9 protein-coding genes are annotated in these 12,921 nt (G+C 71.3%); all 9 read right to left on the bottom strand.

What is annotated here, in order from left to right; genetic code table 11:
* Positions 1-2 precede the first annotated feature (2 nt).
* The 9 genes from Ani05nite_RS20295 to Ani05nite_RS20335 all read right to left on the bottom strand — a co-directional run bounded on the left by Ani05nite_RS20295 (position 3) and on the right by Ani05nite_RS20335 (position 12,885).
* Positions 3-962 (bottom strand): carbohydrate ABC transporter permease, encoded by a 960-nt coding sequence (locus Ani05nite_RS20295; protein ID WP_275410584.1) that lies wholly within the window; start codon positions 960-962, stop codon positions 3-5.
* Positions 959-2,233, bottom strand: a complete 1,275-nt coding sequence (locus Ani05nite_RS20300) for an ABC transporter substrate-binding protein (protein WP_239130419.1) — start codon at positions 2,231-2,233, stop codon at positions 959-961. The genes Ani05nite_RS20295 and Ani05nite_RS20300 overlap by 4 nt, the downstream gene beginning before the upstream one ends.
* 208 nt (positions 2,234-2,441) lie before the next feature.
* Entirely contained in the window at positions 2,442-4,697 is a 2,256-nt protein-coding gene (gene yicI / locus Ani05nite_RS20305; RefSeq protein WP_203770387.1) for an alpha-xylosidase, read from the bottom strand.
* Between the two features lie 10 nt (positions 4,698-4,707).
* On the bottom strand, positions 4,708-5,592 hold the full coding sequence (locus Ani05nite_RS20310) for a carbohydrate ABC transporter permease (RefSeq protein ID WP_203770389.1): 885 nt from the start codon (positions 5,590-5,592) through the stop codon (positions 4,708-4,710).
* 1 nt (position 5,593) lies between these two features.
* On the bottom strand, positions 5,594-6,499 hold the full coding sequence (locus Ani05nite_RS20315) for a carbohydrate ABC transporter permease (RefSeq protein WP_203770390.1): 906 nt from the start codon (positions 6,497-6,499) through the stop codon (positions 5,594-5,596).
* Complete coding sequence (locus Ani05nite_RS20320; RefSeq protein WP_203770391.1) at positions 6,496-7,803, bottom strand: ABC transporter substrate-binding protein; 1,308 nt, start codon at positions 7,801-7,803, stop codon at positions 6,496-6,498. The genes Ani05nite_RS20315 and Ani05nite_RS20320 overlap by 4 nt, the downstream gene beginning before the upstream one ends.
* A 133-nt stretch (positions 7,804-7,936) precedes the next feature.
* On the bottom strand, positions 7,937-8,941 hold the full coding sequence (locus Ani05nite_RS20325; protein ID WP_203770392.1) for a LacI family DNA-binding transcriptional regulator: 1,005 nt from the start codon (positions 8,939-8,941) through the stop codon (positions 7,937-7,939).
* A 54-nt stretch (positions 8,942-8,995) separates the two neighbouring features.
* Complete coding sequence (locus Ani05nite_RS20330) at positions 8,996-11,932, bottom strand: glycoside hydrolase family 3 protein (protein WP_203770393.1); 2,937 nt, start codon at positions 11,930-11,932, stop codon at positions 8,996-8,998.
* 164 nt (positions 11,933-12,096) lie between these two features.
* Positions 12,097-12,885, bottom strand: coding sequence for a class I SAM-dependent methyltransferase (locus tag Ani05nite_RS20335; protein WP_203770394.1), 789 nt, complete (start codon positions 12,883-12,885; stop codon positions 12,097-12,099).
* Positions 12,886-12,921 lie beyond the last annotated feature (36 nt).

A 12,921-nucleotide genomic window follows, 5' to 3' on the forward strand; every position in this document is an offset into this window, starting at 1 on the left:
GACTACCGCCTCCCCTCAGCGTCGGATCCGGGCGCGGCCGCCCCGAAGAACTTGATGAACGCGAACGCGATGATGCCGGTGGTGATGAAGATCAGCACCGACATCGCCGAGCCGATGCCGAGGTTCAGCCCCCGGATCAGATTGCTGTAGGCCACCATCGACACCGAGCTGGTCTGGTTGGACCCGCTGGTGAGCACGAAGATGTTGTCGAACACCCGGAACGCGTCCAGGGTGCGGAACAGCAGCGCGACCAGGATGGCCGGCTTGATCAGCGGCACGGTCACCAGCCAGAACCGCTTCCACGCGGTCGCGCCGTCCATCGAGGCCGCCTTGAGCAGGTCCTCGGGCACCAGCGCCAGGCCGGCCATCAGCAGCAGGGCCATGAACGGGACGGTCTTCCAGACCTCGGCCAGGATGATGATGCCGATCGACGGCCAGAACTCGGTCAGCGGCGCGGAGTTCTCCGGGGCCAGCCAGCCCAGCCCCTGGGTCCAGGCGAAGCGCCAGGAGAACGCCGCCACCACGGTCACGATCGCGTACGGCACCAGCGCCGAGGTGCGCACCAGCCCCCGCCCCACGATCGTGCGGTGCATGACGATCGCCAGCAGCATGCCGAAGATCAGCTCGAGGGTGGCGCCGACGATGGTGATCAGCATGGTGACGCCGAACGCGGTCCACCAGATCGGGCTGGACAGCACGGTGACGTAGTTGTCGAACCAGATGAACTTGTTGGCGTCCGGCTGGCGCAGGTCGGCCTTGTTCAGCGAGAGCCAGAAGGCGTACAGGATCGGGTAGGCGGCCACCGCGAGCATGATCACCACGGCCGGGCCGACGAGCATCAGGCCCAGCTTGCGCTCGGCCCGCTTGGCGTCGGTGTGCCGCTGCCGGGCGATGTCGAGGGTGCCGTCGTCCATGCGGTCCTCGGCCGCCTGGGCGGCCGCGGCGGTCGGTGTAGCGGTCATGGGACGATCCCCTTGCCCTCGATCGCGTCCTTGATGGAGCTGCGCAGCTCGTCCGCGTCCTTCTGCGGGTTGATGCTCTGCGGCGGCGACAGCGTGGTGGAGACGAGCGTGGAGATGTTCTGGTACACCGGCGACACCGGCCGGGGCACGGCGGCCTCCAACTCGCTCCTCATGACGTCGGCCATCGGGTACGCCTTCTGGAACTCCGGCAGCTCGAAGACGGTGGCCAGGGCCGGCACGTCACCGGCGTCCAGGGCGGCGCTGAGCGCGTTCTTCTCGTTGCGCAGGCACATCGCCGCCTCGAACGACTCCTCGGGATGCTTGCTGTAGGTGCTGATGGCGTAGTTCATCCCGCCCAGCGTCACCTTCGGCGGGCCGCCGTCGACCGACGGGTACGGGGCGAAGCCGAGGTCGTCGACCAGCTTCGGGTTCGCCTCCCGCATGGCGCTGAGCACGTAGGGCCAGTTCAGCGAGAACGCCGACCGCTCGGCCTGGAGGTCGGCGAACACCTCGGGTTCCTGGGCGTTGGACAGCGACGCGCTGGTGACACCCGAGGTGGCGAGCTTCTTGAGCAGGGTCAGCGCCTGCACGGTCTTGTCGTCGATGGTGGGCCGGGAGCTGTCCTCGTTGACCAGCGTGCCGCCGTACGCGGTGATCAGGTTGTTGACGTTGACCACGTAGCCCTCGTACTGGGCCGCGGTGAGACCGATCTCGTGGGTCTTGCCCTGGGCCTTGAGCTGCTGGGCCATCGCGATCATCTCGTCGAACGTCTTGGGCGGGGTGGGCACCAGCGACTTGCGGTACCACAGCAGCTGCACGTTGGTCGTGCGCGGCACCCCGTAGAGCTTGTCCTTCCAGGTCGCCGTGTCGATCGGCGGCTGCAGGGTGTCCTTGATGGCCTGCGCCTTCTGGTCCCCGGTCAGTTCCCGGATCCACTTGGCCTCGGCGAACTCGGCGGTCCAGGTGACGTCCATGCCGAGCAGGTCCATGCCGTCGTCCTTGGCGGCGAGCCGGCGCACGAACTGGTCGCGCTGGCCGTCCGCGTCGCTGGGCAGCAGGTTGCCGACGATGGTGTACCGGCCCTGGGCCTGCTGGTTGCAGTCCGCCAGGATCTTGTCGAACCCGGTCCCGCTGGCCCCGCCGTAGAGGTTGACCACCGTGCCCTCGGGACCGCTGGAACAGGCCGTGAGGGAGGTGACGAGGGCCGCCACCCCGACCAGCGCGGCCCATCGTGACGGCCGCCTGGGCACCGTCGGTCGTGGAATCATCATCGATCCTCCGTCCGGGCCAACCGCCGGCACTTGTGGCCCAGCTCACAGCCCTGACCCCGACATTGCCAGATATCGCTGATCCGCGCGAGTGGAGAGAACCAATCTTCTGTAACGACGTGTTCATGCAGCGTGAGCGGCCGGCATCGTGCCCGACATATGCCGGTGAGGCCGGGCAAAAGCCCGGCCTCACCGTCCCCTGAAGCGCTCGCTACGGCAGCCGCAGCTCGCAGACGTCCTCGTCGGCCGCCACCTCGGCCACGCTGTCGCCGGCCCGGACCCGCCACGGCGCCGCCGCCCCGCTGCGGACCACCCGCACGGTCCCGCCCGAGCGGGTCACCGCGAACGTCGTGGCCGGCTCCCCCGCCGGACCGGGCACGACCGTGCTGCGGGTGCCCTCGGCCAGCTCGTACAACCGCAGCGTGATGCCGTCGCGGTAGTCGTAGTCCGGCCGGTCGGTCCGGGCCCCGACCGGCACCACCGAGTCCGGCCGGACCAGCAGCGGCACGCTGGCGAAGCCGTGCGTCTCGTGCACCCAGCCCGGCCCCTCGACGACCTCCCCGGTGAGGAACCGGGTCCAGCGGCCGGCCGGCACGTAGTAGGACGTGTCCCCCGCCTCGCTGAACACCGGGGCGACCAGCAGGCTGTCGCCGAGCAGGTACTGCCGGTCCAGGTGGGTGACGGCCGGGTCGGCCGGGAAGTCGAGCACCAGCGGCCGCATCACCGGCAGGCCCTCGCGGTGCGCGCGGCCGGCCGCGGCGAACAGGTACGGCATCAGCGTGTGCTTGAGCCGGGTGAACGAGCGCAGCACGTCGACCGCCTCCTCGTCGAACAGCCACGGCACCCGGTACGTCTGGTTGCCGTGCAGCCGGCTGTGCGAGGACAGCAGCCCGAACGGGATCCAGCGCTTGAACACCGCCGGGTCCGGCAGCCCCTCGAAGCCGCCGATGTCGTGGCTCCAGAAGCCGAACCCGGACGCCGCCAGCGACAGCCCGCCGCGCAGGCTCTCCGCCATCGACTCGTAGGTCGAGGAGTTGTCGCCGCCCCAGTGCACCGGGAACTGCTGGCCACCCACGGTTGCCGAGCGCGCGAAGACCACCGCGTCGCCCTCGCCGCGGTGCTCGCGCAGCACGTCGAAGACCACCCGGTTGTACAGCTGGGTGTAGTAGTTGTGCATCCGCTCCGGGTCCGAGCCGTCGTGCCAGACCACGTCGAGCGGGATGCGCTCGCCGAAGTCGGACTTGAAGGCGTCCACACCCATCTCCAGCAGGGCGCGCAGTTTGCCGGCGTACCAGGTGCGGGCGTCCGGGTTGGTGAAGTCGACCAGGGCCATGCCGGCCTGCCAGCGGTCCCACTGCCACACGTCGCCGTCGGCCCGGCGGACCAGGTAGCCGGCCGCCATGCCCTCGGCGAACAGCGGCGAGCGCTGCGCGATGTACGGGTTGATCCACACGCAGGTGCGCAGCCCCCGGTCGGCCAGCCGCTTGAGCATGCCGGGCGGGTCCGGGAAGATCCGCGCGTCCCACTCGAAGTCGCACCAGCTGAACTCGCGCATCCAGAACGTGTCGAAGTGGAAGACGCTCAGCGGCAGGTCCCGCTCGGCCATCCCGTCGACGAAGCCGGTCACCGTCTCCTCGTCGTAGCTGGTGGTGAACGAGGTGGTCAGCCACAGCCCGAAGGACCACGCCGGCGGCAGCGCCGGACGCCCGGTCAGCGCGGTGTACTTGCGCAGGACGTCCGCCGGGGTGGGCCCGTGGATGACCAGGTAGCTCAGCGACTGCCCGGCCACGCTGAACTGGGTGCGCCCGACCAGCTCCGAGCCCACCTCGAAGGAGACCCGGCCGGGGTGGTCGACCAGCACGCCGTAGCCGCGGTTGGTCAGGTAGAACGGCACGTTCTTGTACGCCTGCTCGCTGCTGGTGCCGCCGTCCTCGTTCCAGATGTCGACGGTCTGGCCGTTCTTGACCAGCGGCCCGAAACGCTCCCCCAGCCCGTAGACCGCCTCGCCGACGCCCAGGTCCAGTTGCTCGTGCACGTAGTGCGCGCCGTCGGCGGTGTCGACGACGCCCATGCCCTTCCCGCCGCTGCGGGTGAGCCGCCGGCCGTCGGCGAGGAACTCCAGGCCCCAGGCGTCGCCGGCGGCGAAGCGCGCGGTCAGCGACCCGGAGACCAGCTCGTGCTCGCCGACCTCGGGCCGGAAGTCCGGGTCCGCGAGGATCTCGAAATCGGGGGTACGGGGCACCGCGCCCGCGAAGTGGCTGATCGACACCCGGATGACGTCGGGCCGGGGCGCGGACAGCGTCACCGTGATGATCGGCGCGTCCAGGGTGTCCCCCCGCCCGTGCACCCGCTTGGCGCTGGCGTAGGCGGTCAGCGAGCGCGCGTCCGCCGCGGTGTCCTGCAGCTGCACCGGATGCAGCACCGTCAGGCCGTCACGCTTGCGCCAGTAACCGTCGGTGAACTTCATGCGGAATCCCTTACTTGATGGCGCCGGCAGTGATGCCGCGGGTGAGGGTGCGCTGGAAAAGGAGGAAGAACAGGATCGCCGGCAGGATGCCGATCAGCGCCGAGGCGCTGGTGGTGGTGGCGTCCATCTGTTTCTCGCCCTGGAGCACGCCGAGCGCGACCGGCACGGTCTGGTGGGCGTTGGCGACCAGGAAGACCAGGGGCAGGAAGAACTCGTTCCACGTCCAGATGAAGAAGAACGTGAACAGCACGGCCAGCGTCGGCTTGCTGACCGGCACGACCACCCGCCACAGCGTGCGGAAGCGGCCGGCGCCGTCGACCGCGGCCGCGTCGAGCAGCTCGGTCGGGAACTCGGCGTAGACCGAGGACAGCAGGTAGGTGCCGAACGCGCTCTGGATCACCGTGAAGATGATGATGATCGACAGCAGGCTGTCGTACAGGTGCAGGCTCTTGGACAGGTAGTACAGCGGGTAGACCAGCACCTCCTGCGGCAGCAGGTTGGCGACCAGGAAGAACACCAGGAACCAGACCCGGCCGCGGACCCGGCCGATGCCCAGGGCGTACGCGTTGAGGACCGACAAGATCACGGCCAGCACCGACACGGCGGCGCTGGTGATGAAGCTGTTGAGCAGCTTGCGGCTGAAGTCCACCCGTTGCCAGAAGTCGACGATGCCGTCCCAGTGCAGCGACTTCGGGATGGACAGCGGCCCGTTGCTCGCGTAGTCGGAGGGGCTCTTGACCGCGTTGAGCGCGACGACCAGCAGCGGCGCCACGACGATCAGCAGCAGGATCAGCAGCACGATGAGCACGACGAACCGGGCCGGGTACCGGCGCCGGTTGACCCCGGCTTGCGCGGGGGCCGCCTGCTTCTCGGGTGCGGTGGCCAGAGCAGTCATGTCAGGCTCCCTTGCGCTCGTCGCGGGTCTGCAAGCGCAGGAAGACGAACGCCAGCACCACGATCAGGACCGTGAGGACGGTGGAGATCGCCGAGCCGTAGCCGACCTGGGCCTTCTGGAAGAAGTTCTGCCAGGCGAAGTACGACGGCACCAATGTCGCGTTGCTCGGCCCGCCCCGGGTCAGCACGAAGATCTGCCCGAAGATCTTCAGCGCGGCGATGGTGGTGGTCACCAGCACCACGTAGAACTCCGGCTTGATCAGGTGGACGGTGATGTGCCGGAACCGCTGCCACCAGCCGGCCCCGTCCAGGTCGGCCGCCTCGTACAGCTCGGGGTCGATGCGCTGCAGGCCGGACATGAACATGACGATCGGGTAGCCGAGCTGGAACCAGACCATCACCGCCATCACGCTGGAGAGCGCGTACTGCGGGTCGCCGAGCCAGTTGCGGCTCAGCGAGGAGAGCCCGACGGAGTCCAGGACCCGGTTCAGCGCGCCGTAGCTCGGGTGCAGGATCCAGCCCCAGACGATGCCGGTCACCGCGACCGGCAGCACCTGCGGCAGGTAGAACCCGGAGCGGAAGACGCTGGCCCAGCGCGGCCCGAAGATCTTGGCGATGTAGTCGAACAACACCGCCGCCAGCAGCAGTCCGAGCAGGGTGGGGATCACCGCCATGGCGATGATCAGCAGCAGGATGTGCCCGAACGAGGCCCAGAACCGCTCGTCGTGGACCAGCCGGGTGTAGTTCTCGAAACCGACCCAGACCGGATCGCCGACGCCCGACCACCGGGTGAAGCTGATGCCGACCGTCATCACCAGCGGCACCACGATCACCGCGAGGGAGGCCAGCACCCCCGGGACGAGGTACCAACCGAACCCGGCGCTGGACCGGCCTCCCTGCCGGCTCATCTGCCCAGGTCGGTCAGGTTGTCCTGGTACGGCTTGGCGACCTCGTCGAGCATCTGCTGCGGGGTCTTCGAGCCGTTGATCAGCCCTTGCACGCCGCCGACCATGACGTCGTAGTAGCCGGGCGCGGGCCAGTCCGGGTAGAACGCCAGGCCGTCGCTCGAGGAGATCTTGGCGAAGTTGTCGATGAGCTCCTTGTTCTTCGGGTCGGTGATCGCCGCCGCGTCCGCCGCGACCGGGACACCGCCGTTGTTGCCGAGCAGGTTCTGCACCTCGGGCCGCATGGTGATGTCGATGAAGTCGTACGCCAGCTTCTTGGCCTTGCTCTTGGTCGGCACCACCCAGAGGTTGCCGCTCGAGCCCGGGTGCAGGGTGTTGCCCGGGAACAGGAACGTCCCCCACGGGAAGTTCTTGATCTCCGAGGCGAACCGGCCGTACCACCAGCTGCCCGAGATCATGATCGGGAACTTGCCCTGGGTGAAGGCGACGCCCATGTCCTCGGCCTTGATGCCGGCCGAGTTCTTGGCGATGTAGCCCTTCTTGACCCAGTCGGCGAAGGTCTGCGCGCCGAAGGTGAGCTCCGGTCCCTGGAAGTTGACCTTGTTCTTGTAGAGCTGGTAGTCGTCGACGAAGGCCCGGTCGGCCTTGGCCAGGGCCAGCTCGTAGAAGATCTGCTGGGCCGGGTACTCGGCGCCGCCGACCGACAGCGGGGTGACGCCGGCCTTGACGAAGGTGTCCATCGCCGACTCGAACTCGGCGAGGGTGGTCGGCACGGCGACCTTGTGCTTGGTGAACAGGTCCTTGTTGTAGTAGACCATCACGTACTCGCCGTAGTTGGGCACGCCGAACGTCTTGCCGCTGCCCATGATGCCGTCGCCGTCGTACTTGGTGGTGGTCTGCAGGCTCGGGCTCAGCTTCTTGTCCCACCCCCGCTTCTCGGACTCCTCGGTGAGGTCGGTGAGCAGGCCCTGCTTGGACAGCAGGCCGGCGGTAGCGTTGCCCTTGTTGTACTCGAGGATGTCCGGGGCGCTGTCGGAGTTGAGGATCATCCCGGCGTTCTGCTGGATCTGCTCGAAGCCCTTGCCCTCGAACTTCACCTCGACGCCGGGGTGGCTCGCCTTGAACAGCTCGATCGCCTTGGCCCAGGCGACGCCCATGGCGCTGGTGGGGCCCTCGTAGTGCCAGAGGGTCAGGGTCTTGGCGTCGGCGCCCTCGTCGCCGGAACCGGAGTCGCCGCACGCGGTAAGGCCGAGGGACGCCGCCAGTAGCAGCGCACCCGCGGCGAGGATCGATCGGGATCTGACCATGCCGTCCTCCCAGGGAGACCGAGACCGTCGAAGCGTTTCGACGAGCGTTCGTCGAAGCGCTTCGACGGTGGGGCTGGAGCAGACGGTAGGGAACGGCTCGCGGTGGTGTCAACAGTGTGACGGGCAGATTTCCTCAGTCGCGGGAAGAGCAGCTGTCCCGCTCGACGATGGTCGGCGGCAGCAGCCGGGTGCCCGGGGTACGGCGGCCGTCGAGCAGGTTCATCGCCGTCTCCACCGCCAGCGTCCCCACGTCGTGCGCCGGGATGTCGGCCGAGGTCAGCCGCACCGGCAGACCCACGGCCACGTCGCGCGGGCACACCGCCACGATGGACAGGTCGGCCGGCACCCGCCGGCCGCGGGTGCGCAGCTCCTCCAGCAGCGGCGGCAGCGCCTCCTCGTTGTGCACCACCAGCGCGGAGACCTCCGGCAGCTCGGCGTCGATCGCGGCCAGGCACTCGCGCACCCCGGCCGGGCCCGGCCCGCACGGGTGCGCCACGGTCTCCAGGCCCAGCTCGGCGGCGGCGTCGGTGAAGCCGGTCAGGAACCGCGACGCGTACGTGGTGCCCCGCTCGTAGACCGCCGGCGACGGGCCGACCAGGGCGATCCGCCGGTGCCCGTGCCCGGCCAGGTGCCGCAGGCACTCGGCCGCGGTGGCCGCGAAGTCCAGGTCCACGCAGGCGATGCCGGCCGCGTCGTCGGGCAGCCCGACCAGCACCGAGGGCTGCTTGAGCCGGCCCAGCGCCGGGATGCGCACGTCGTCGCGCTCGACGTCCATCACGATCAGCGCGTCGACCATGGTGGCGCCGGCGACCCGTTCCAGGCCGGCCGTGCCCTCGTCCTTGGTCAGCAGCAGCACGTCGTGGTTGTAGGTGCGCGCCGCGGTCACCACCGCGGTCACGAACTGCATGATGACCGGCACGCTGACGTCCACCCGCAGGGGCACCACCAGGGCCAGGACGCTGGTGCGGCTGCTGGCCAGGGCCCGCGCCCCGGCGTGCGGGTGGTACCCCAGCTCGGCGATGGCCGCCTTGACCCGGGCCTGGGTCTCGGCCGAGATCGGCCGGCGCCCGCTGAGCACGTACGAGACCGTGCTCATCGACACGCCCGCCGCCCGGGCGACGTCGCTGATCGTCGGCATCGCCCCTCCCCCGTTCCGCTGCTGCTGGCCTGCCGATCCTACTGACGCCGGAGGTCACCCGGCCCGGAAGGTGGCCAGCCGGACCCCCGCGCCCAGCACGAGATACACGTCGTGCCGCCCGCGCACCGGCGCCAGCCGCGCCGTGGTGGTCGCGTAGGCGTACCGGTCGCCGGCGCCGGCCACCGTCGCCGTGCCCAGCAGGCGGCCCGACGGGGAGCCGAGCCGCACCTCGACGGTGCCGCTGCCCGCCGTCTCCTTGGCCACCCGGGCGGTGAACGCGGGGCCCAGACGCGCGTCCTCGAAGGCGATCCAGCCGCCGCTGACCGCGGTGCCGCGCGCCTTGCTCTCGTCCACCAGCAGCGCACCCCGGTACGCGTCGAAGCTCTCCGCCCGCGTCGTGCGGGTCAGGTCCCGCGCCGGCACGGTCTCGCCCCGCACCCGCAGCGTGGCGCGCTGCCGGATGTCCGCCGACGACGCTCCGGCCAGCAGGTCGTGCGCCGAGGTCTCGAGCGCCCAGCGGCCGCGGGTGACGTCCCAGTGGGCCAGGTCGGCCAGCGCGAACCGCAACGTGACGGTTGTGGTGGCGCCGGGCGCGAGGCTGACCCGCTGGAACGCGCGGAGCTGCTTGACCGGTTGCCGCACCCGCGAGGAGCGCTGGTGGCTGTAGAGCTGGACCACCTCGTCGCCGGCCCGGGCGCCGGTGTTGGTGACCTCGAGACGCACGCTGACCGTGCCGCCGGCGGTGCTGGTCCGCAGTGGCGAGTAGCGGAACGAGGTGTACGAGAGCCCGTGGCCGAAGGCGTACAGCGGCTTCTGCCGGCTGTAGAGGTACGTCTGCCCGGACGAGATGATGTCGTAGTCCAGCAGGTCGGCGGGGAGCTGGTCGTCCGAGCGGGGCCAGGTCTGCGGCACCCGGCCGGCCGGGTTGACCGCGCCGAACAGCACGTCGGCGACGGCGTGCCCGGTCTCGGCGCCGGCGTGGGTGGTCCACAGGATCGCCGGCACGTGCTCCTGCTCCCAGGCGATCGAGTCGGGATAGCTGGTCTGCAGCACCACCGTGGTGCGCGGGTTGGCCGCCAGCACCGCCTCGACGAGCCGGTGCTGGCTCTCGCTGAGCGCGGTCGTGGTGCGGTCGTGCGCCTCCCGCCCGTTGATGAACGGGTTGCTGCCCACCACGACCACCGCGGCGTCGGCGCCCCGGGCGGCGGCGACCGCCTGCGCCACGCCGCTGCCGATCACCTCGCGGGAGAAGTGCGCGGCGCCGGCGGCGGTGGCGGACCCGAGCGCCAGCTTGCCGTCCGCGCCGACCGTGACGTAGGTGTTCGCGCCGAACCAGCTCTCCTGGGTCTCGTAGCCGGCGTAGTGCAGCACGACGCTGCCGTCGGCCTGCGGCTCCACCTTGAACTGCTGCTGCACGAACCAGCCGCTGGGCCGCTCGTCGCGGGTGAGCAGCGGACCCCAGTTGTAACCGAGGAACCGGCCGGTGGCGACGTTGCGCAGCGTGGCGACGCCCTGGCCCCAGTCCACCAGGTCGAACTGGGCGGCCGGGCCCGCGGCGGCGCCGGTGGCGGTGACCGCGTCGGCGTCGGTGGTGCCGGTCGCGATCACGTACCGGCCGGTGGCGGTGTCCTTCAGGGCGATCCGGTCGGCGCCGTCGCTGGTGGTGACGCTCGCGGCGCGCTCCCGGATGCCGTCGACGGCGGTCACCGCGTACGGCAGCTCGCCGCCGTACCAGTCGGTGTAGAGGGTGCCGGCCAGCGGGCCGACCACGGCGACCGTGCCGCCGGGCCGCAGCGGCAGCGCGCCGCGGGAGTTCTTCAGCAGCACCGTGGCCTTGCCGGCGGTCTCGCGGGCCAGCGCCCGGTGGGCCGGGCTGTCGATCACGTCCGGGCCGATCGACGCGTACGGGCCGCCGTCCGGGTCGAACTCGCCGAGCCGGAACCGGATGCTCAGGGCGTGCCCGGCGGCGGTGTTCACCTCGGCCTCGGTCAGCAGTCCCCGCGCCAGCGCCTCCTTGACCGCGGCCACCGTGGGACCGCCGTTGCCGTCGTCCACGGTGAAGCTGTCCAGCCCGGCCCTGAGCACGGCGGCGTCCGCCTCCGGCTGGGTCGCGAAGTATCCCTGCGACCGGATCAGGTTGCCCGGCGCGCCGGCGTCGCTGACGTTGAACAGCGGCCGCGGCGCCCACTGCCGGACCAGGCCGCCCAGGTCGGGGTCCACGGTGGCCGGACGCCCGTTGATCAGGTTGTACGAGGCCATCACCCCGGTCGCGGCGTCGGCCCGCAACGGGATCCGGAACGCCGGGCGCTCGTACTCGTTGAGCACCCGCTGCGGCACGGTGGCGGAGGTGACGTCGCGGCCGGCCTCGTTGTTGTAGGCCGCGTAGTGCTTGAGCGTGGGCGCGGTCCGCAGGTGGGCCGGATCGTCACCCTCCAGCCCCCGCCCGTACGCGGTGGCGATCGCCCCGGTCAGCAGCGGGTCCTCGGAGTAGCCCTCCTCGTTGCGCCCCCAGCGCGGGTCGCGCAGCGGGTTGACCACCGGCGCCCACAGGTTGAGCCCGAACACCCGGGGATCGCGCGCGTGGTAGCCGCGGGCCTCGTCGCCCACCGCCGCGCCGACCCGCCGCAGCAGGGCCGGGTCCCAGGTGCTGGCCAGGCCGACCGCCTGCGGGAAGGCGGTGCCCCGCGCGGTGACCACGGCCCCGCCGGCGTCGACGTCGTTGGACCAGGCCACCCCGTGCAGCGCCTCGGTGCCGGTCTTGAACATGGCGATGCCGAGCCGGGGCACGGCCGGCTGGTACTGGTGCAGGAGCCCGATCTTCTCGTCCAGGGTGAGCCGGCCGAGCAGGTCGCCGACCCGGGCGCTCAGCCCGAGCCGCGGGTCCCGGAACGGATACGCCGGCTCGGCGGCGGCCACGGCGGGCGCCGCCGGCAGCGTGAGCAGGGCGAGCGCGACCAGGGCCAGCGCGCGCCGCAGGGGCCTGTTTCGCATGTTCGTCTCTCCTGGTCGGAGCCGGTCCACGGGCAGTCGAAGCGCTTCGACGATGAAGGGCGGGCCACCGGCGGCGAATGACGGGGATGAATACCGACCATAGAGGCCGGGCGATGGCGGGGCAACCACCGGCCGTCGCCCGGCGGACACCCCGGGCGACCGTCCTACCGGAGCTCGCCGCGGACCGCCCAGGCGCGGGCGGTGAGCCGGATCGACCCGTCCGGCCCGGCCGGCAGTCGCGAGCGCAGCAGCTCGCGCAGCGCCGTCCGCCGCGGCTCGGTCAGCGACGCGACGTAGCCGGGCGCGGACCCCTGACCGCCCAGGAACGGCTGCCAGAAGTCGGCGAACCCGGTGAACACGGTCGCCACCTCCACCGCGCGGGTCCGTACGGCGGTGAACCCGGCGCCGGACCACAGCCCGGCGAGCGGCTCCGGCGCGCACACGGTGAACCGGCTGCCCTCGTCGAACCGCGCGGCCGGCGGATCGAGCTCCACCGCCGCGTCCCAGAAGTGCCGCATCATCGCCATGCCCTCGGCGTAGTCCCACACGTAGGCCGCGGCGACCCCGCCCGGCGCCGTGACCCGGGCGAACTCGGCCACGGCCCGCCCGGGCTCGGGCACGAAGTTGAGGCAGAGCCCGCTGACCACGACGTCGAAGCGGCGGCCGGCCACCGGCAGCGCGCGGGCGTCACCGGCGGCGAACCCCGCGCGGGGGTCGTCCGTCCGCGCCCGCGCCTCGGCCAGGAAACCCGGCGACCGGTCGACGCCGGTCACCCGGGCCGGATCGGCACCGAGCGCCGCGGCGGTCAGGGCGCCGGGCCCGCAGCCGACGTCGAGCCACGTCCGGCCGGCGCCGGCTCCGAGCCAGGCGACGAACTCCCGCGCGACCGGACGGCTCCAGCGACCCACGTACGCCTCGTACGCGGCGCCGACCTCCCACACAACCTGGCCCATGGCCCCGACCCTACGGCCGGCCGGGGCCGCCGTCGC

The sequence above is a fragment of the Actinoplanes nipponensis genome (genome assembly GCF_016862275.1).
GTDB lineage: Bacteria > Actinomycetota > Actinomycetes > Mycobacteriales > Micromonosporaceae > Actinoplanes > Actinoplanes nipponensis.

What these genes read in the sequence shown, in the direction of transcription:
- Ani05nite_RS20330 (WP_203770393.1), bottom strand. Translation starts at nt 11,932, where the DNA reads ATGCGAAACAGGCCCCTGCGGCGCGCGCTGGCCCTGGTCGCGCTCGCC.
- Ani05nite_RS20315 (WP_203770390.1), bottom strand. Translation starts at nt 6,499, where the DNA reads ATGAGCCGGCAGGGAGGCCGGTCCAGCGCCGGGTTCGGTTGGTACCTC.
- Ani05nite_RS20325 (WP_203770392.1), bottom strand. Translation starts at nt 8,941, where the DNA reads ATGCCGACGATCAGCGACGTCGCCCGGGCGGCGGGCGTGTCGATGAGC.
- Ani05nite_RS20310 (WP_203770389.1), bottom strand. Translation starts at nt 5,592, where the DNA reads ATGACTGCTCTGGCCACCGCACCCGAGAAGCAGGCGGCCCCCGCGCAA.
- yicI (WP_203770387.1), bottom strand. Translation starts at nt 4,697, where the DNA reads ATGAAGTTCACCGACGGTTACTGGCGCAAGCGTGACGGCCTGACGGTG.
- Ani05nite_RS20300 (WP_239130419.1), bottom strand. Translation starts at nt 2,233, where the DNA reads ATGATGATTCCACGACCGACGGTGCCCAGGCGGCCGTCACGATGGGCC.
- Ani05nite_RS20295 (WP_275410584.1), bottom strand. Translation starts at nt 962, where the DNA reads ATGACCGCTACACCGACCGCCGCGGCCGCCCAGGCGGCCGAGGACCGC.
- Ani05nite_RS20335 (WP_203770394.1), bottom strand. Translation starts at nt 12,885, where the DNA reads ATGGGCCAGGTTGTGTGGGAGGTCGGCGCCGCGTACGAGGCGTACGTG.
- Ani05nite_RS20320 (WP_203770391.1), bottom strand. Translation starts at nt 7,803, where the DNA reads ATGGTCAGATCCCGATCGATCCTCGCCGCGGGTGCGCTGCTACTGGCG.